Raw genomic sequence first — 18,233 nt, forward strand, 5'->3', positions numbered from 1 at the left:
TCCCTTCATCAAGGAAAACGAAGTGCAATAAAAAACCGCCCAAAGGGCGGTCTATGTGTTAATTGGAAGCCACAGTCATGCTGGGAGGATATTCCTCGAGGATCTGCGAAACAAACTCCTTGATGCGTTGTTCCTTCTTCTCGATGTTCTTGGTATTGTTCAGTGTGCCTACGCCCCTGCCTTGCCAAACGAGTTCTTTTTTGTTGGCATCGATCACATCAATGTAAAGCGAGCCTTCGGTACTGGTGCTGACATTGTTGCCCCAGCCCCAGCCCCAACCGGGACCCCATACCCAAGGGTTGTAGAATCCACCATAGCCCCAGCCAAAGTTGTTGTTGTACACATCGACACGCTCACGTTCCTTGGTGAAGATGCTGATGAGCACATCAGGGCTGTCGGATTTTACAAAACCACGGGAGCCAAGCTCGGCCTCGATGGCGCGAAGGATGCGTTTTTTGTCCAGATCGGAAATTTGGGCCTTGTCAATGCCCGTTTTGTAAAAAGCATAGCTTTTATAGGTGTTGAAATCAGCTTTTTGATCGTAATCGGAAACCACCCGAACAGAGGTGCAGGAGGCCAATAAAACAAGGGTCAATGCGACCAGCGGAATGAGTTTGAAATTTTTCATGGCACTTTTTTTATTTCTTTGAGATTATGATGAATACGGCACAAATATTATGCCGAACACGATTTTAGTTTCTCCTTTTGATCTTTGCATTGTAGCCATACGGGCAATGGCGGCAGCCACTTTCACAACAATATCCCCGTTTGAGGAGGTATTGCTCGGTAAAGACCCGGTATCCTTCTTCCGAAAGGTAATAATCGCCCTCTTCCAAGGGAATGCGTTCTTTCATGCAGAGCATCAATTCGTCTTATAAAGTTAAGGCATTCCGTTGAAAGCCCCTAACGTTTTAAGATTTTGGAAGCAAAGGGGTTATTCACCGAAATTGTTAATGGTATTGTCGGTCGTGCCCAATTTTCTGCAATTTTTGCTGTTATATTTGTAGGGAACCCGTGAACGTTTTCAGGTGATCGTAGTCTTTAGACATTTCTTCTATAAAAATTATGTGGGCCTCTCGCTCTGGCCCTTCATTATCCTGAAAGAGGATTCCCTGAAGGACGATACCGTGCTCATCAACCACGAGCGCATCCACCTACAGCAACAACGGGAACTTTTGATATTGCCCTTTTACCTGCTCTATATTTCCGAATGGTTGTTGCGTACCGTGCTCTACATGGACAGTTACCGCGCCTATCAGAACATCAGTTTTGAACGGGAGGCCTATGCCAATGAAGCGGATATGCAGTATCTTTCCAAGCGGAAAATCTTCGGGTTTTTGAACTACCTGATGCGATAATACGTTGGATTGAACATCCCCAATCAGCATATCGACCTGCCCCTTCTCCGTGAAAAGGGCGTTGCCCTGCACATCAAACGGGAAGATACCATCCATCCGCTCATTTCGGGGAATAAGTACCGCAAGCTCAAATACAATCTGGAGGAAGCCCAAAAACAGGGCCATTCCACGCTGCTCACCTTTGGTGGGGCCTTTTCCAATCACATTGCGGCCGTGGCCTGCGCGGGAAAGGAACAGGGTTTTGAGACCATTGGTGTGATTCGGGGGGAGGAGTTGGCCCACAGTTGGCAGGACAACCCCACCTTGGCCTTGGCCCATCAGCAGGGGATGCGGCTCCATTTTGTTTCGCGGGGCGACTATCGGAACAAAAATGAGGCACCCTTTCGCCATAATTTGAAAGAACGTTTTGGAGAGTTCTACCTGCTCCCCGAGGGCGGGACAAACGAATTGGCGGTCCGGGGCTGTGAAGAGATTTTGACGGAAACGGATGCCGGTTTTGATCATATCTGCTGTGCGGTGGGCACTGGGGGCACTTTGGCGGGACTCATCAATTCGGTAAAAGAGGGGCAGAGTGTTCTGGGCTTTCCTGCGTTGAAGGGCGATTTTTTGAACGATGATATTCGTACATTTGCCCGCAATGATCGGTGGCGATTGGTGACCGATTATCATTTTGGGGGCTATGCCAAGGTGGATCGGGAACTGGTGGCATTCATCAACCGCTTTAGGGATGAAACCGGGATTCCTTTGGACCCCATCTACACGGGAAAGATGCTTTTTGGTATTTTTGACCTTGTAAAACAGGATGTTTTCCCCAAAGGCACCCGAATCTTGGCCATCCACACGGGCGGATTGCAGGGCATTTTGGGCATGAACCTTGTGTTGGAAAAAAAGAATTTACCGTTATTGGAGCTATGATCAAGCGAATTGGATATGTGATCTTGGTGGCCCTCCTGCTCACAGGTTGCGGCGCCAAAAAGAGAAGGACCACCCACCGAAAGGGAGCCCCTGTCATCAGCAGGACGGAGACCAAGGAGACCCCAAAGACCGCGGAAGACCGTGCCAAGGGATCCAACCTCTATCCCATGCCCGAAGACCCGGGTAGGTTCGAGAAGTTTCCCATTTCGGATACCCAGGAATACATCAAGACCTTTGCCGAGATCGCACAATACGAAATGCGTGCCTTTGGTATTCCTGCCAGCATCACCTTGGCGCAGGGCATTCTGGAAAGTGGTTCCGGACGGGGGGAGCTTACCCTGAAGACGAACAACCACTTTGGGATCAAGTGCCATACAGGTTGGGAGGGCGAGTTCGATTTTCATGATGATGATGCCAAGGGGGAGTGTTTCCGCAAGTACAACCATCCCATGTTTTCCTTTCGCGACCACAGTCTGTTCCTGACGACCCGATCGCGTTATGCCTTTTTGTTCGACTACCGACGGGACGATTATAAAAAATGGGCCCATGGTCTCAAACAGGCGGGCTATGCCACGGACCGTCAATATCCGCAGAAATTGATCGCGCTGATCGAGCGCTATGATCTACATAAATATGACGAGGCCGTGGTGGAAACCAGTGACGAACCTGTTCGGCAGCCCACCGCCGATGAAACGGCCCAAGCGGAAGAAATCCTGACCCATACCGTGAAAAAAGGCGATACCTTGTACGCCATATCCAGAAAATACGAGATCTCTGTGGATGAACTCAAGCGGATGAACCAATTGAAGGACAACACCATCTCCATCGGGCAAGTGCTCAACGTCGGTGTGCAGTGATAGTTTGTCACATCGAGCCTGCCTTTGTCGGCAGACAGGCGCAGTCGAGATGTGAAGCACCATGTCGTTCTCGACTGCGCTCGAACTGACAAAAACCGTTTCCTTGAAAGTAACAGGATATGTACCTTTGCACCACGGGTTGTCACCCTGAGCGAAGTCGAAGGGTATTTCAGTACAATGACGGACTTTCAATTATCTGAACAAATAAAAAATAGATTCCTGCTTTTGCAGAAATGGGAAATATGATCTACCAACGAAGCAGTGCCCTCTTTGCGGAGGCGAAAAAATACATTCCAGGAGGCGTTAATTCACCCGTTCGGGCGTTTAAAGCGGTAGGGGGCGACCCCATTTTTGTAAAGGAGGCCAAGGGTGCCTACCTCTACGATGTGGACGGCAACCAACTCATCGACTACATTGCCTCGTGGGGGCCACTGATCTTGGGTCATGCCTACGAGCCCGTGATCAACGCCGTGATCGAAAAGGCCAAAAAGGGGACTTCCTTCGGGATGCCCACCGAAATAGAGACGGAACTGGCCCAATTGGCCGTTTCCATGGTGCCGAACATTGACCAGATCCGCTTTGTGAACAGCGGCACCGAGGCCTGTATGAGTGCGGTGCGCCTCGCGCGCGGGTACACGGGCAAGGACAAAATCATCAAGTTTGCGGGTTGCTACCACGGCCATTCCGACTCGTTTTTGATACAGGCGGGGAGCGGGGCCGTTACCTTTGGAAGTCCCAACAGCCCTGGGGTGACGCAGGGCACGGCCAAGGACACCTTACTGGCGAATTTTAACGATCTGGAAGGAGTAAAGGCCCTCGTGGCAGCGAACCAAGGCGAGATTGCGGCCATCATTTTGGAGCCCGTGCCGGGCAATATGGGCTGCATTATCCCCCAGACCGGTTTTATGAAAGGCTTGCGCGAACTCTGTACCCAAGAGGGTATTTTGTTGCTCTTTGATGAGGTGATGACCGGCTTTCGTTTGGGCAAAGGAGGAGCACAGGAAGCTTTGGGCATCGATGCCGATATGGTGATGTTCGGGAAGGTGATCGGAGGCGGACTGCCCGTGGGGGCATTTGCGGCCCGTGCGGAGATCATGTCGCATTTGGCGCCCGAAGGACCCGTGTACCAAGCCGGGACCTTGAGCGGAAACCCTTTGGCCATGAGTGCCGGACTCGCCATGCTCACCGAACTGGACAACCGTCCCGAAGTGTTTGCCAGCCTTGCCGAAAAAACGGAATACCTGCATCAGGGGATTGCCGCCACCTTGACCGAAAAAGGGGTGGAACACCAAATCAACCGCTTTGGCAGTATGATTTCCGTACATTTTACGGAGGAACCCGTAGCGGATTTTGCCAGTGCGGCCAAGGGCAACAACGACACCTTTAAAAAATACTTCCACGGGATGTTGGACAACGGGGTGTACTTACCGCCCTCCGCCTTTGAAAGCTATTTTCTCAACGATGCGCTCAGCTATGCGGATTTGGATAAGACGATTGAAGCGGTGGGGAGAGTGTTTTAGTGCAGCGCCTTGGTATATGAAAAGTTGCCGATTTATTCACTGTTTTTGTTTAAGCGATTAAACCGCTATTTTTCATCTACGTTGTCGGCAGCTGCTATTTTTATAATTTCCAATTCAACACGTTATCCAAAGGATGTTGCATTTTTGAAGCCGAGAAAATTCTTGTTTCGTTAACTAGTGATTTCTCTAATCGATTCGTGATTTTAGAGATGTAATCATTTAGACTTTTCGTACCTCTTATAATATGACCAACTTGCATATAATCTGGAAGAGCTTTCTCTGATATGTCTTTCAAAGTCAAAATTGCCAATTTTAATCTATTTGGTTTTTCATCTTCTTTTAATCCATAATCTAGAATTGCTGAATGACCGTAACCAACTTCAAAGGGTACCCATTGAGATTTATATGTTTTTTCTGAAACGACTACAAGCATGTGAGTACTTTCCTTGATGCCTTTCTTGATACTTTCTGTAATTAATATAGGATTATTACTACTTGCTGCTGATTGTAAAACACTGTCTTCCTCATCTAAATAGTAATCGATTTCCGCTTGCTTTAAATATTTAGCAATTTCTCTGCATTGTGCTTTGTCTTCTCTTTTATGACTTATAAAAACGCATGGTCTTTTTTTTATTTCAGAAGACTCTAAAATCCATTTTATGTTTTCAAGTAATATAGCTTTGTTGTAGCCCTTTTTCATATTATTTGCGTCTTTGGGCAAGCCATAAAGTGTGTTCCCTTGAAATTGCATTTTCAGAATCAAGAATGAATTCTGATAGCTGTTTTTCAGAATTTATATTATATGACAATTCCTTTATGAAATTTAGTTCTTCTGATGCAGTTGTATATGCTTGCTTTTGCTCTTGATGCTGTTTTATTTGTAACCAGCTAATTGCAGAAGAAGCTATAGTTGTTAATAGTCCAACAATATTCCAATTATTATCAGGGTTATTCATAAGAATAACAACCGAAACTATAGCAAAGAATTGAGAGGCAAGTATTATCCAGAACCAGAAGTTGTACCTTCCTTTGTTCCACTCTGCTTTTTTTGAGTACCAGTTTTGTTGGTCTTCTATTCTATTTTTAATGTAATACTCTTTTCGCTCATTCATTGAGAGGTTGCGAACCTCGAGCATTTTTGATGTTATAATTTCTTGATTTAATGTTTTTGAGTCCATAGAAGATGATAAATCTTTGAATTCATTAGCAACTTCTCTGATTCTTTCTATGAACCTTTCTTTTACAGTATTCAAGTCCAAAGATTGTTCAAAATATTCGGCACAGGTTATAAATCTCCACGTTAAGGTTTTACTTGATTCGGCCAATGCTCTTCCTTGGTACCAAACATCTTCATATTTTTTACTTTTTAAAACGATAGTAAGTATCAAACCTACTAGCAAAAGCAACCCTGTAAAACAATAAATCCAAAATTTTTGGTTTACGTCTTGGAAGCTATATATGGCAAGCAATGCTGCAAAAATCATAGATATTAAGTCGAATCTTATTATGTTCAAATAAGCCTTTTGTGATTTAATTGAGATATTATCAGCAGCTTGGTAGTAATTGGGAAAATCCTTTAATTCCATCACGGTTTTACTTTTGTTTTATTCGAAATTGGTTGAGACCTTTTGTCAAACGCTTGGTCAATGTAGAATTCAGGATTAATAACGAAGTCACTCCACTTTACTAGAACACAATATCTATCATCTTCGCTCCAGGAACATTTATCAAATGCAGGGATATAATAATTATGACTAAACTCTTTTATAACCGTTGAATCATTTATTCCAACGTAATTGTGAATTCCTCCGCATGTTAGGCAATTATATGAACCTTGATAAATAGAATCGTACATGGTAGGAAGTACTATGCCAAGAATACCATTTTTTGTATTATTTGAACTATTGTAAAGAGAAGCTTGAAGCTCTTTCTTAATGTATCTTTGTTCGTGAGACCCAAGATTCTCCGAACTTCTTGAGCCTATTAGAAAAATCGTTACTGTTGAGTCAGATAAATAATCTTCTCTAATTTTTCGCATAATATAATCATCATCCCAAGAGTTGATTGGTTCATCCAATGATTTGTCAATCATGTCAATGTCCATTTCATCACGAATATGATTTTTAAATGCGATGTCTTCTGTTTTAAAACTTATGAAGCATTTGTGTGCCATAGTGTTCTTTTTGGTTGTTGCTAAAGATAAATCTATAAGAAGTTACTCGGTTTAGGGTCTGAATTTGTTGGTACACACCAAACTGGAAATCCTCGTGGATTTTTCAGAAGTAGTCAATAACAAGAAATTTGAGGACAGTATTTTATTTATCTCGAAACTCTTTAATTTTATCCAGTGTCCAGTTAATTGGTGGTCCAAAAGGCTCAAGTTTTTCTGCAATATCAATATCATCTAATCCATTTTCTATATATCGTTTAATTAGCATTTCGGCTTCATTCGGGTGAATTTCTTCTTCAACTCTTCTTATTCTGTTATTTGGTTTAGACCTCACTTCTCTTTTTAGAGAGTTTAAATCTCGTCTCAGTTCTAGTAATTCTTTCTCTTCTTCTCCAACTTTTAATCTTTTTGTTTTAGATACTTCTAAAAAAGTTGGGGGAATTGCATCTTCAGGACTTTTCAAAGTTTCCTCAAGTGCTTTTGCAATTTTATCTTTAAGAATGTCTCCCCAATCAGGTGAGTTTTTATCATAAACTATAACTCTTAAACTTCTCAAGTCAAATGGTACATCTTCCATAGATGCCGTTATTAATATGGCTGGTTTGGTTATTGCATGTGCAAGACCCAATTCGTAAAAAACATTTGGGTTTTTATTGGTTAAATCCGCCAAAATCACATTTGCATTTTTAGTGTAATTCCAAATGTCATTTACTATATTACCAGGTCTGTATAAATCATCAGCTCTTTTTGCTTCAAAACCAGCTTTTTCTATTGCTGGGACATAGATATCGGAAAAATATTTATCAAACCACCCACCAAAAGGCATAATGATAAAGCAATTCGGTCTCTCTTTATTATTTAACTCTTTTTTGGCCATTGATTTAATTTTTATTGCACACAACTTGTTTATGGATCATTGAAACACTTATATACCTCCTGAAATGGGGCAATATATATGCACGTAATCTTCGTTATGCAAAGCATAAATAAATTCGGTGGTGTAAGCATGGGGAGGGGAGGTGTGTCCAAAATACTAATTCCCAGTCAATTGACATTATGGAAAAACCACAAAAAAACTAGGGGATTTCCCTAATTTCAATCGCAAATTGACAAATATCAATACTTTAGAAGTCGGAAGTCGGGAGTCGGGTTCAATGGACAATGAACAATGAACAGGAAGGGTTAATGGGTAAAGGGTAATGATGTAGGAGAAGTTTTCAGTTGCTTTCCTAACTCCTAACTCCTAACTCCTAACTCCTAACTCCTAACCCTTATCCTTTTCCCCTTTGGACTTCTTCTTCGCGGTTTCCTGCACGTTCTCAAACTCAATGTCGTTGTCCACAATCCCTTTGAACGCCTTGATCCAGGCATTTTTAAAGATGTTGGTCACGGTGGGCCAGGTCTTCGTTTTTACATCGTTCAGGTCGCCCTCGATGGGCACTTTGGTGGCGAGGGTGTTCTGCTTGTGGTTCTTCAACACAAACTTGAAAAAGCCAACAAAACCTTCCCAAAGCGTTTCCAAAAAGGCATCTTCCTTGCCAATGAGCTTGGTGTCCTTCAAAATAGGCTTGAGGTAGCCCTTCAGGTAGCCGTCGGCAATGGCGAGTTCGCTGTAGAGGTTAAAGGTGCCCTTGTCAAAATCGATGCCCGCGTAGTGGTCCGTAAAATCATTGAGGGCCGTGGCATTTGCATTTTCCAGGGAAAGGGCGAGGTCCATATCGGGAATCTGCTTTACGAGGTCCATCTGGCCTTCCAAATGCAGGTTGCCCCCACCAATGCTGATGGCGTCGGCAGAAAGGTTGCTGGGCAGGCGGGCCTCGGTGCGCACCACGTTGCGGAGGTTGGTGGCGTAGAGTTCTATTTGGTCGAGATGGAGGTCAATGTTGGGGTCGGCAGTGAGTTGCACAAAGGCCATTTTCCCTCCGTGGATCTCCAGTTTGTTGATGTCGATGGGAACGAGGTCCGTCAACGCCTTGCTCCAATCGTCAATATCGGCATCGTCCTCGCTTTCCTTTTGCTGGTCCTCGAACACATAGATCACCGTGGGCCGGGTCATATTGATCTCACTCACCACCTTGCCCTTCAGCAGGGAGCTCCACTCGATGGAAATGTTCGTTTTTTCAAAATCCAGAAAGGGAATCTGGGAACCGGCGTTCACCTTGTTGAGGTAGAGATGATCGATGGTATAGGCCCCGGTGATCAACGACAGGTCGATGTCCTCCACTTGGCCATAATACCCCGGAATGTCCGCCAGCACCTTGTTCACATAATTTTTTACGATATAGGGCAGCGCAATCCGGAACGCGATGAGCAATACGATCAAGATCGCGGGCAGGAGGTACCGTTTCCGTTTGTATATTTTTTTGCGCTGTTTTGTCATTTCTTGTTCTTTTGTTTTTTGTCCTTGCCCGTCATGGTGTCCACCAAACCGTTCCTGACGTTCAGCCACAGGTAGTTGAAGAAGGATTTGTCCGTGCGTCGTTTTACTTTGAATTCCCCGAGTCGGTATTTATCACCATCTTCCTTGGAGGACTTTTTTGCAAAGATGTTCACCACTGCGGTGAGCAGCTTGTTCACGCCCAGCCGGTCTTTTTTCAGCACCATGAACTCAAATTGGTCGTAGGCCATTTTCATGTCGCCCTGCGATTCCACTTCGTTGCCACTGAAGGTGAAGTACATTTCGTCAATGGAGCCCTTGACCTCTGCACCCAGATTGGTTTTGAGGAAGGGGTTGATCTTTTGCGAATTGAATTGCACTAGATTGCCCGTTGCCAAGAAATCGTTGCTCTTGCTCTGTGGGTCGAAGGACCAATCGAGGGTAAGGTGCCCATCGCCCATCAACCTGGATTTCGTGGACACGGTGACCATGCCACTGCCCCGGCTGTGCAGGTTGGAGATGGTGGCGTCCAGTTGGGTGAACCTCAGACTTTCGGGATCCACTTTTTCTTCCAGGCGTTCCTCGTAGGTGATGGTCCCGTCCGAAATAGCGATGGAATCCACCTGAAGGTCAAAATCAAGGTCACGAAGGGCCTGGTTGTACAGTTTTTTATGGGTAGTGTCGTCCGGAAGCAGTTTGTCCCGGTACACCCGAAAAATGGGCTGTTCCAATTGCAGTTGGGCCAACCGGAATTTGGGGAGTCCATCACTGTGGCCAAAACTGAACTGTTTCAAACGGACGGTATCGATGGTGAGGTCGTAGTGGTCGTGCTCCACCCGAAGTTTTTTGGACAGTTCCTCTTGGCTGTACTTGCTTTTCAGTTCCAATCGGTGGATCTGCCCTTCGTCTGCATTGAGCTGAATCTGTTGCAGGCGGAGAAACTCGAAAGGCCCCAGGTCGCAATAGAGTTGTTGGGTCTTCAGTTCATATGCACCATAGGTGAAGGGGAGTTCTTGGGTCGTGGTTCCGTCCATCAAAATGTCTGCCAAGGAAAAGTCGATGCCCTCAATGTGCAGTTGGATGCTGTCAGATGCTTTGCGGAACTGTTTCAGCTCACCTTTGGTGATGGTGAATTTATCAATCTCCAGTTGGGTGGACGGGCCTGTGTCCTTCTTCTTTTTGGGAAGAGGTTTTTTATCCTTTTTCCGATAATTGAAGACGGGTTCCTCTAGGTGCAGTTCAGAAATGGCCACTTTGTCCTTGGTGAGCAGGGCCAGATACCCAAGACCGGACAGGGTGATTTCCTTGGCGGCCAGTTCCAGGGTATTGCTGCTGTCCTTGGCGCTGACACCTTGGAGTTGGATCTTGCCCAAAAGCACATTGGTGCTCAGTTTGTCGTAGTGCAGCGTGATTTCTTGGGGAATTTTGGTCTTCAGGGCCTGCTTTACCTTTTTGGTGAACAACAGTTGCGCCGTTCCCCATATGCCCAGCAAAAGCACGATAGATCCCAATAGGATCCTCCTTTGGTTGGATGTGTTGTTGTTTTTGGGCATGCTGTGTTTTTTTGGTTGAACTGATAGACTAATCTACGACATAGATGTGTGGTTTAGCTTTCCGTGTCCAGAAAAGCGGCCACATCGGAAGGGGAGGTGATCTGGATCGCTGTATGGCCGTTCACCAAAATGGGTCTTTGGAAGGCCTGTGGACAATTGCCCAACAGTTTCAGCCAATCGTGCGGATCCTCGATATCGGGGTCTTTGCCATAGGCCGCTATGAAATCGGGATGCTGGGTATCGATCAATTTGTGAAGGGGCAGGTCAAGGTGATTGGCCAGTTCGGCCCATTGTGTTCCCGTGACCTTGGTCTTGGCGATATCCACTTCCATGATCTTTTTGTCCGAAGCCTGCACATAGGCCAAGGCTTGTTTGCCAATAGAGGTGACGGAGCTGTAATAAAACTTGATTTCCCGGTCATTTGTAGCAATTACCCCCATGATGTTCTGAATTATGGTTTATGCCAAGTTGGGGATTTTTAGGGGCACTCGTTGACGCAATCCATTTATTTGGTGTCGTAAAACAGAAAAGCGGGGCAATCTCTTGCCCCGCCATTCACACAAACTAACTCAAACTACACGTCAAAAAGGCGATAATGATAACAAACAATCCGGTAACTTTGAGCAGTCCGATGAGTCCATCCATTAGTTATAATGGACGGAACAATAGGTTGTGTCCGCTTACAGACGTTCGTAGGTGAACTGGAAATGTCCTCTTTCCCCTTCGGTGCTGGTATAGGCCGTAAAGTTGAGTTTATAGTAATTGCCATCGGCATCCTTCAGTACATAGTATCGGCCCGTGTTGACGACACCTCCAAAAGTATCTCTCCAACCGCTACCCACAACGGCCCTATTGTCATACACCAAAGCGGATTCGTCCACATCGGCCATGGTAAAGTTGGCATAGGTGGGTACATCACCTTCAATGGTCACTTGATAGAGGCCCACACCGCCCAAGGTATTGTGCACCACATAGTCCGAATAGGTAAGACCAGCGGCAATAGGACCTTGATAGCCATAATAAGTGAACACCCCACTGAGGTTGATGTCCCATTCTTCCTTGGCAGGTTCCACGCTTACGGTTTCGCCGTTGGTCAGGCTAAAGGCGGTGATGTTATGGGCAGCATCTTTGGGAACGGTCACCTCGGAAAAAGCAGTGGTCTCGTTCAGGTCGGCATATTGGATGGTATAGCTGTTGCCATCACTCAATATCCTTACTTTGATAATGTCCCGAAGGTCACCCGTGGTATTGATGCTTCCAGTTTCTGCAGGTTCGGTGGGAATTTCTTTTCCTAGGCTTACCAAATACACATAGTTTTCTTCCGCGGTAGTGGATATTTCCGCAAAGGCGGTCCCTTCCAAGGTGCCTTCAGGGCTATCGGTGAACGAGATCCCTGCTTCAAGATTTCCATACTGGTTATAGCCCACAGGCAATCCGACCAATAATTCGGCTACGGTGCTTACATTGACCGTGGTGGGTTGGAACATGGCGTCCAAGGCATTCAACTCCATCGGTGCGGGAAGTTCACTGCTCTCGGTCACGGAAAGGAGGTCGGTCACTCCCGTCAGCTTCACGGCAGAAACGGAAAGTGAGGCATTGAGGAAAACACGGTTTTCCGTCCCGTTATAGAGTCCAATTTCCCATAGGTCACGTCGCACAGCGGTCTGTACCCCGGTGCTGAAATCAAAATAGACTTGGTTGGGTTGGTTGGAACCTCCGTTTTCCGTGTCGATGATGCCACTGGTGGCCGCAATGGGGGTATAGCTGACTAAGGATGATGAAGTTGTTCCTGTGGACCAATCCGCATCGCTAAAACCATCTATGGTAAAGGTGACGGACTTGGAGGTTCCCTCTATGGCATTGGTAAGCTTGTTGAAGGTGAAGCTGGCATTTGTATCGCCGGATGTTACGGGCACTGAAATGGTGCCGGAACTTCCATCAGGCGAAGTGGTGAAATCTGTTCCGTATTCGGCATTGTCCCCAGAATAGGAAACGGTAATGGTGCCATCTTCCGAAGCTGATCGGGAAAAGTTCAGGACAATCTCCTTGGAAGTTTCCTCTTCGGTGGTGCTCACTGTGGCACTGGCAAAAGTGGCCGTAAAGTCGATTAGGTTTTCGCCGTCATCATCACTACAAGAACTGAGGATGAGCATCAATGCAATTGCTTTTAAAAGGATCGTTTTTTTCATTGGTTTTAATTAAAATTTAGATTGTATAAAAGTTTTAGAAAATAAGATCTCCCATTGCCGAACAAACGGCTGGAGGATACGGAAGAGCCATGGGCCCCCGACGGTACATCCGAGGCATTTACCCGGACGATGTCGAAGATGTTCCTGGCCCCAAGGGTAATGTTGAAATTCTTGGTGATGTTGGTCCTCACCGACGCATCCATCCACGTGAAATCATCGGTCTGCCCGATCACGGGACCGTCCGTATCGTTCAGGACCACCTGTGTCCTTCCATTATATTTCAGTTGTGCCGACAAAGTGGTATTGATGGAAGGGATGGTATAGCCCACGGAGGATTGTAGGTTGAAACTCCACAGGTAATCGCTGTTGCTCACTTGCGACTCATCTATGGCCGTGGACTCACCCAAGTAGGTAGCTCCCAAGGAAAGCTGCCAGCGGTCCATCATCAGGGAATTTTCCAGCGAAAAGCCCAAGATCTTGGAATAGTCCACATTGGCAAAGGTGAAAAGGTTCCTGTCCTCTTCGTCCGTGGTGACCACTGAGGCTATTTTGTCCTTGATGTCAAAATAATAGGACTTGAAAGCGGTTTTCAGCATGCTGCTTTCGCCAAGTCGGAACTTGTCCTCCAGGTTCAGGAAAATGGAAATACCATCTTCGGGGCTTAGATCCGGATTGCCCTGCACATTGTGGTTGGAATCCACAAAGTAGAAGAAAAGCTCCTCAAAATTGGGGGCCCTGAAGGCCGACCCGAATATGGCCTTTACCTTGAAGGTATCGGTGATATCGTAAGTGGAGGAGAGGGACCAGATCAGTTTGTTGCCGAACTGGGAATTGTTCGTATATCGCGCTCCGGGGAAGATGGAAAACCTATCCGAAACATTGAAATCGGCCACCCCGAAAAAATCATAGTTCTCCAAGGTGTTTTCCACCACATCGTTGGAGTACTCACCTGTGGCGATGGCGTCAAATCCGGTCTGATGGGTGAACTCGTAGCCCAATTGCAGGTTGAAAAAATCGGACTTGGGGACCATGTTGCCCACAAAGCCCTTGGAGTACCAAATCTCAGAGGATTGGCTCAGGTTGTCCGCCGTGTAGGATTCAATGCCCCGTTGCAGGATGTTATAGACATATTGTTGATAGTACCGTTTTTGGGTCTGTTGGGAAAAGGAAAGGTTATAGATGGTCTGGCCTTTTAACGGTCCGGAAATGTTGAGATTGTTCATCACCCTTTGGGTGTCGAAGTTTTCGTCAAGGGCCGTGGGCTCCACCATGCCGGTGTCACTGTTCAACCTTCCGTTCACATTACGGTTGTACACGGCCACGGTCTCATCATAATATTGGAACTTATAGAAAATGCTGTGTTTGCCAAGGCCAGTGTTGAGGTTGGCGAAGGCGGTGAACTGCTCTTTGGGGTTCCATTCCATTCCCCGAAGCCCGTCATTCACCACGGCATTGTCCTGTATGTTCACATAATTCCTGCCTTGATAGCCATTAAAGAAACCCGCAAAATCATTCCGGGAACCGCCTATGGAAATACTGGTCTTCTCACTGAGTTGGTGGCTCAATTTTGCATTTTGGATGTGTCGGCCCTTATCGAACCATTCATATTCATCACCCACCGTTTCTTCTTGGACGGACAATTGAAGTTGCCATTTGGCATGGTCCAGACCGCGTTTGGTCACGATATTGATGACCCCGGCCACGGCATTGTCCCCATAGAGCACGCCCATGGAACCTTCCACAATCTCGATTCGTTCCACATCTTCCAGATTGATCTGCGTGATGTCTATATTGTTGCCCATACCATTGTCGCTGGCCATCGGAATGCCGTCGATGAGCACTTTTACATATTGTCCGTCCAGACCGAACATGCTGATGGTGGACCTACCTGTGGATGGGTCGGGGGTGACCGTGATATTGAGATTGTAGTTAAGGATGTCCGCAAGATTGTTCCCAGCCACTTTGGCAATGTCCCTTTGATCTAGGACACCCACGGCAAAAAGTTTTTTGCTGAGCGACATGACCTGACTTTCCCCGGTGACCACGACCTCGTTAAGGTTTTGCATGGACATGGAGTCTTTTTCCATGGTGTTGTTTTCTTGGGTGTGACCTATCGCGTAGATAAAGAGAGAAGTAATAAGAATTTTACTATATTTATTTAGACTCATTCTATATAATTGTTGGAACAAATATATATTTTATTTTTATTCAATCTAAATAAGTTTAGTATTTTTGTACTTTAACATTCTGAAAACAACTAACAGATACCCGTATGAAAAAATCGATCATTTTCTTGATGCTCTTGGTAGGAGGGGCCTCAATGACACATTCACAGGAAAAGAAGGAACTCGACCGAAAGTCCATCATGGACATGTGCGGTTGTTACGAGGTCACATTTAAATATACCGAGACCTTCGCCCCGGAAATTGACTACGAGAAAAAACTGGACTACACCTCCAAGGCTTTGGAGCTTGCCTTGCCCATCATAGATGAGGAGAACAAAATATCCCTGCAACATTTGTTGGTGATCAATGACAGTACAGTAATCAAGCATTGGAGACAGGATTGGTTGTTCGAGAACCAGAAAGTGTTCCACTATAATGGGGACAATACCTGGAACTTTACCCAGCTGCCTGCCGATGCCGTGAAGGGGCAATGGACCCAAAAGGTATACCAAGTGGATGATAGCCCAAGGTATTCCGGTTCTTCCACATGGGTGCACTACGATGGAAAGCATTTTTGGGAAAACACGAGCGATTCCCCACTGCCCCGAAGGGAGTATTCCAAGCGAAGCGATTACAATGTGATGACAAGGGGCAACCGACAGGAAATCACTTCCTATGGATGGTTGCACGAGCAGGACAATGATAAGATCATTCGCGAAGAAGGTGCTGAAGATGTGTTGTTGGCGCAAGAGAAAGGGTTCAATATCTACAAAAAGGTAGCCGATGCAGATTGTAAGGTGGCTACGGACTGGTGGGCAGCCCACAAGGATTTTTGGGCCAAGGCACGTGCCGCTTGGGACGAGGTCTATGAAAGGGAAGGTGACCTAACGCTTCTGAAGCAAGTGGATGGGCAACCGTTGTTTGTGCAGTTCTATAGTCTGGAAGAGAAAAATGCGGACAAAGGGCAGATCTTAAATGTCATCAACAGCTTTGTTTCGGAGAAAAAAGGGGAAAATGCAGGTAAATAGATTGAGGCTTCCCGGCTTGATGGCACTTTGTGCAGCCTTTTTCTTTTTGGGCTTCAAGGCGGAAAAGATTCCCCCAAAGCTGAAGGAGAAACTGGACAATGCGTTGCTGACCACATTTGAGGTGGAGGACTTTACCTTGGAATTGATAGCCGTGGACCCCAAACTGAACCAAAAAACGCCATCGGAACTGGGTGGGGACAATCTTTTCAAGGTGATTGCCAATGGTTCCATCCTAGGCTATGCTTATTTGGGGGAGGCCCCGAGCATGAAGAACATTTTTGATTATGTGGTCCTTTTCAATCCGGACCTGAGCATCAAAAAATCGAAAATACTGATATACCGTGAAGATCATGGTCGCCAAGTGGGCAGTCAGCGATGGCTGAAACAGTTCATCGGCAGAAAATCAGGCGAAAGGCTGGCTTATGGCGAGGACATCGATGGGATTTCCGGGGCGACCATCTCTGCAAAATCCATGACCTTGGCGGTGAGCAATATCTTGGAAAGCATGAAGGTATTGCAGGACAATACAGTGTTTTGACCAAAGTAGGTTAATTTAATTCGGAAAGGCCGTTCCATTTTGGAGCGGCTTTTTTTGTCACATACTTTCCGAGAGATGGGTGTACAACATACCGGATAGGATCGCCAATCCAAAGCTCAAAAGAGTACCGATGAGGACATACTCCGTCAATTTTCGGTTTTTGCCTTTGTTCAGATCACCAAAACGGAACACGGATTTGGCTGCGATGAGCAATCCGATGGCCGCCCATTGTTGGATCAGGATGAATCCAAAGACAAAGAGTCGCTCCAACATGCCGATGTAAGTGCCGGCATTTTTCAACGAGCCGCCCTCGCCCGATTCATCTTCCTTGGCAATTTCATCGATATAGGGGGCAAGCAGCATCCGCATGATGATGCCCGACACAAAGGTGACGAACACCAGAAATGTGGCCAGCAAAAGGCTTTTCTCCTCCCAAAGACCTGAAAGATCTATTGGGAAAGGATGGGCCCAATATACAATGCTGGCAATGACCAAAAGGTGCAATACCTGGTCCAGTACAAAGAGCCACCGATAGTTTTTTTGGTTGGTGAGGTAAAGTTTTCCCAAATCGATGAGCAGATGGGTCACCACAATGCAGACCACTGCACCCAAATATCGAAATTGGAGAATGAGCAAAAGGGCCAACAGATGTACGCCGATGTGGAAATAAAGGTATTTTGACCTTCCTTTCTTTTGAAGTTTGTCGGCTACCCAATGGGCAGGTTGCAGCACAAAATCCCCGATAAAATGGGCCAAAAGGAGTTTTAGGGCGAGTAGTGTCATAAGTGGACGAGTTGGGTTTTGTAAAATTCGATCATTTTTTGCACTTCGTCAAAACCGGCCTTTTTGAGTTCCTCGCTGATGTTCCCCTGTGATTTGCCGAGCAACGATGCTAGCTCCCTTTGGTTCATTTCCGGGTTTTCGATGGCACTTTTCACCGTTTTTGAGATGGCGGGCGTCCAATTGTCCATGGTCAACAAGGCCAGTTCCAAGAACAGGTTGATGTGTCCGTCAAAGCTGGCATTGGACGTTTTTATGGCCAGGTTCTGCTTTTTTAGGTTTTCGAAGCCCTTGCCCGAATATACAAAAGCTTCCCCGTTGGATTCCGTGATCTTTTCTGCGTTGTATGTCTTTTCGCCCAACCCGATGGCTATCCGAACGTCCATGTGACGTATCTGTTTCAGGCAGGCTTTTATGTAGAGGGCGGCTTCCAATGCCTTTTTCGGCTCGGTCTGCAACTGAAAACTGTCGCCCCTATAGATTTCCCAATCCGAAGGTTCGTTTCCATAGCGGTCCAAAGCCTGTTTCAAGAGGGGGAGCCATTCGGAGGTCTTGTGTTCCGTGGAATTTTTGATGTCACCTGTGAGTACTGCAACCATTTGCTATAATTGAAATATCCGTCAAAAAGCAGATAACTTTAAATATCTGTTTATTTGCAGATAATCAAATATATCTGTTTATTTACAGATAATCAAAAATATCTGTAAAAGTTTTTGGAAGAAATCAGCATCGATGGCCCTTGATGCAAAGTGGCATAAAAAAAGAAGCCGCGACCATGGCACG

At 46.0% G+C, this 18,233-nt stretch carries 19 protein-coding genes; 6 read left to right on the plus strand and 13 right to left on the minus strand.

The features are described 5' to 3' along the window. Positions 1-58 precede the first annotated feature (58 nt). Positions 59-628, minus strand: a complete 570-nt coding sequence (locus tag FOT42_RS08680) for a DUF4136 domain-containing protein (protein ID WP_151890176.1) — start codon at positions 626-628, stop codon at positions 59-61. A gap of 64 nt (positions 629-692) precedes the next feature. Further along, entirely contained in the window at positions 693-854 is a 162-nt protein-coding gene (locus tag FOT42_RS18060) for a DUF5522 domain-containing protein (RefSeq protein WP_192938348.1), read from the minus strand. Between the two features lie 174 nt (positions 855-1,028). On the opposite strand from FOT42_RS18060, the gene FOT42_RS08685 reads away from it, so the two are divergent. From FOT42_RS08685 to hemL, 4 genes are all read left to right on the plus strand, one after another. Further along, complete coding sequence (locus FOT42_RS08685; protein ID WP_151890177.1) at positions 1,029-1,358, plus strand: hypothetical protein; 330 nt, start codon at positions 1,029-1,031, stop codon at positions 1,356-1,358. 9 nt (positions 1,359-1,367) lie between these two features. Next, the gene (locus tag FOT42_RS08690) at positions 1,368-2,273 is read left to right on the plus strand and encodes a 1-aminocyclopropane-1-carboxylate deaminase/D-cysteine desulfhydrase (protein ID WP_151890178.1); all 906 of its coding nucleotides are present in this window, start codon (positions 1,368-1,370) and stop codon (positions 2,271-2,273) included. Then, positions 2,270-3,130, plus strand: a complete 861-nt coding sequence (locus tag FOT42_RS08695; protein ID WP_151890179.1) for a glucosaminidase domain-containing protein — start codon at positions 2,270-2,272, stop codon at positions 3,128-3,130. The genes FOT42_RS08690 and FOT42_RS08695 overlap by 4 nt, the downstream gene beginning before the upstream one ends. A gap of 242 nt (positions 3,131-3,372) precedes the next feature. Continuing rightward, positions 3,373-4,650: a glutamate-1-semialdehyde 2,1-aminomutase gene (gene hemL / locus FOT42_RS08700; protein WP_151890180.1), complete on the plus strand. Its 1,278-nt coding sequence runs from the start codon at positions 3,373-3,375 to the stop codon at positions 4,648-4,650. A 100-nt stretch (positions 4,651-4,750) separates the two neighbouring features. On the opposite strand, the gene FOT42_RS08705 is transcribed toward hemL, so the two are convergent. From FOT42_RS08705 to FOT42_RS08745, 9 genes are all read right to left on the minus strand, one after another. Further along, positions 4,751-5,350 carry a toll/interleukin-1 receptor domain-containing protein gene (locus FOT42_RS08705; RefSeq protein ID WP_192938349.1) on the minus strand — a complete coding sequence of 200 codons (600 nt, stop codon included), beginning with the start codon at positions 5,348-5,350 and terminating at the stop codon, positions 4,751-4,753. A gap of 1 nt (position 5,351) precedes the next feature. Then, a complete protein-coding gene (locus tag FOT42_RS08710; protein WP_192938350.1) occupies positions 5,352-6,236 on the minus strand; it encodes a DUF4231 domain-containing protein in 885 nt (294 codons plus the stop codon). Next, positions 6,236-6,823 carry a TIR domain-containing protein gene (locus FOT42_RS08715; protein WP_151890183.1) on the minus strand — a complete coding sequence of 196 codons (588 nt, stop codon included), beginning with the start codon at positions 6,821-6,823 and terminating at the stop codon, positions 6,236-6,238. The genes FOT42_RS08710 and FOT42_RS08715 overlap by 1 nt, the downstream gene beginning before the upstream one ends. A gap of 142 nt (positions 6,824-6,965) precedes the next feature. Next, the gene (locus FOT42_RS08720; protein WP_151890184.1) at positions 6,966-7,697 is read right to left on the minus strand and encodes a hypothetical protein; all 732 of its coding nucleotides are present in this window, start codon (positions 7,695-7,697) and stop codon (positions 6,966-6,968) included. 387 nt (positions 7,698-8,084) lie between these two features. Next, the gene (locus FOT42_RS08725) at positions 8,085-9,200 is read right to left on the minus strand and encodes a DUF748 domain-containing protein (protein WP_151890185.1); all 1,116 of its coding nucleotides are present in this window, start codon (positions 9,198-9,200) and stop codon (positions 8,085-8,087) included. After that, complete coding sequence (locus tag FOT42_RS08730; protein ID WP_151890186.1) at positions 9,197-10,750, minus strand: AsmA family protein; 1,554 nt, start codon at positions 10,748-10,750, stop codon at positions 9,197-9,199. Before FOT42_RS08730 ends, FOT42_RS08725 begins: the two co-directional genes overlap by 4 nt. A 53-nt stretch (positions 10,751-10,803) precedes the next feature. Next, positions 10,804-11,190: an arsenate reductase family protein gene (locus FOT42_RS08735; protein WP_151890187.1), complete on the minus strand. Its 387-nt coding sequence runs from the start codon at positions 11,188-11,190 to the stop codon at positions 10,804-10,806. Between the two features lie 240 nt (positions 11,191-11,430). After that, positions 11,431-12,939 (minus strand): HmuY family protein, encoded by a 1,509-nt coding sequence (locus FOT42_RS08740; protein WP_151890188.1) that lies wholly within the window; start codon positions 12,937-12,939, stop codon positions 11,431-11,433. Between the two features lie 5 nt (positions 12,940-12,944). After that, positions 12,945-15,026 carry a TonB-dependent receptor plug domain-containing protein gene (locus FOT42_RS08745; RefSeq protein WP_192938351.1) on the minus strand — a complete coding sequence of 694 codons (2,082 nt, stop codon included), beginning with the start codon at positions 15,024-15,026 and terminating at the stop codon, positions 12,945-12,947. 185 nt (positions 15,027-15,211) lie between these two features. On the opposite strand from FOT42_RS08745, the gene FOT42_RS08750 reads away from it, so the two are divergent. Together FOT42_RS08750 and FOT42_RS08755 are read left to right on the plus strand one after the other, a co-directional pair. Next, positions 15,212-16,132: a DUF6607 family protein gene (locus FOT42_RS08750; RefSeq protein WP_151890190.1), complete on the plus strand. Its 921-nt coding sequence runs from the start codon at positions 15,212-15,214 to the stop codon at positions 16,130-16,132. Continuing rightward, positions 16,119-16,670 (plus strand): FMN-binding protein, encoded by a 552-nt coding sequence (locus FOT42_RS08755; RefSeq protein WP_192938352.1) that lies wholly within the window; start codon positions 16,119-16,121, stop codon positions 16,668-16,670. Before FOT42_RS08750 ends, FOT42_RS08755 begins: the two co-directional genes overlap by 14 nt. Positions 16,671-16,727: 57 nt before the next feature. Here the strand turns inward: FOT42_RS08755 and FOT42_RS08760 are convergent, their stop codons facing one another. Beyond that, positions 16,728-17,453: a DUF3307 domain-containing protein gene (locus tag FOT42_RS08760; protein WP_151890192.1), complete on the minus strand. Its 726-nt coding sequence runs from the start codon at positions 17,451-17,453 to the stop codon at positions 16,728-16,730. Further along, positions 17,450-18,049 carry a transcriptional regulator gene (locus FOT42_RS08765; protein WP_151890193.1) on the minus strand — a complete coding sequence of 200 codons (600 nt, stop codon included), beginning with the start codon at positions 18,047-18,049 and terminating at the stop codon, positions 17,450-17,452. Before FOT42_RS08765 ends, FOT42_RS08760 begins: the two co-directional genes overlap by 4 nt. Positions 18,050-18,233: the final 184 nt, after the last annotated feature.

The sequence above is a fragment of the Flagellimonas hadalis genome (genome assembly GCF_007785775.2).
GTDB classification, from domain to species: Bacteria; Bacteroidota; Bacteroidia; order Flavobacteriales; family Flavobacteriaceae; genus Flagellimonas; species Flagellimonas hadalis.

Excerpts from the sequence above, each read along its gene's own strand:
- FOT42_RS08680 (WP_151890176.1), bottom strand. The coding sequence starts at position 628 with ATGAAAAATTTCAAACTCATTCCGCTGGTCGCATTGACCCTTGTTTTA.
- FOT42_RS18060 (WP_192938348.1), bottom strand. The coding sequence starts at position 854 with ATGAAAGAACGCATTCCCTTGGAAGAGGGCGATTATTACCTTTCGGAA.
- FOT42_RS08695 (WP_151890179.1), top strand. The coding sequence starts at position 2,270 with ATGATCAAGCGAATTGGATATGTGATCTTGGTGGCCCTCCTGCTCACA.
- hemL (WP_151890180.1), top strand. The coding sequence starts at position 3,373 with ATGATCTACCAACGAAGCAGTGCCCTCTTTGCGGAGGCGAAAAAATAC.
- FOT42_RS08705 (WP_192938349.1), bottom strand. The coding sequence starts at position 5,350 with ATGAAAAAGGGCTACAACAAAGCTATATTACTTGAAAACATAAAATGG.
- FOT42_RS08710 (WP_192938350.1), bottom strand. The coding sequence starts at position 6,236 with ATGGAATTAAAGGATTTTCCCAATTACTACCAAGCTGCTGATAATATC.
- FOT42_RS08715 (WP_151890183.1), bottom strand. The coding sequence starts at position 6,823 with ATGGCACACAAATGCTTCATAAGTTTTAAAACAGAAGACATCGCATTT.
- FOT42_RS08720 (WP_151890184.1), bottom strand. The coding sequence starts at position 7,697 with ATGGCCAAAAAAGAGTTAAATAATAAAGAGAGACCGAATTGCTTTATC.
- FOT42_RS08725 (WP_151890185.1), bottom strand. The coding sequence starts at position 9,200 with ATGACAAAACAGCGCAAAAAAATATACAAACGGAAACGGTACCTCCTG.
- FOT42_RS08730 (WP_151890186.1), bottom strand. The coding sequence starts at position 10,750 with ATGCCCAAAAACAACAACACATCCAACCAAAGGAGGATCCTATTGGGA.
- FOT42_RS08735 (WP_151890187.1), bottom strand. The coding sequence starts at position 11,190 with ATGGGGGTAATTGCTACAAATGACCGGGAAATCAAGTTTTATTACAGC.
- FOT42_RS08740 (WP_151890188.1), bottom strand. The coding sequence starts at position 12,939 with ATGAAAAAAACGATCCTTTTAAAAGCAATTGCATTGATGCTCATCCTC.
- FOT42_RS08745 (WP_192938351.1), bottom strand. The coding sequence starts at position 15,026 with ATGGAAAAAGACTCCATGTCCATGCAAAACCTTAACGAGGTCGTGGTC.
- FOT42_RS08750 (WP_151890190.1), top strand. The coding sequence starts at position 15,212 with ATGAAAAAATCGATCATTTTCTTGATGCTCTTGGTAGGAGGGGCCTCA.
- FOT42_RS08755 (WP_192938352.1), top strand. The coding sequence starts at position 16,119 with ATGCAGGTAAATAGATTGAGGCTTCCCGGCTTGATGGCACTTTGTGCA.
- FOT42_RS08760 (WP_151890192.1), bottom strand. The coding sequence starts at position 17,453 with ATGACACTACTCGCCCTAAAACTCCTTTTGGCCCATTTTATCGGGGAT.
- FOT42_RS08765 (WP_151890193.1), bottom strand. The coding sequence starts at position 18,049 with ATGGTTGCAGTACTCACAGGTGACATCAAAAATTCCACGGAACACAAG.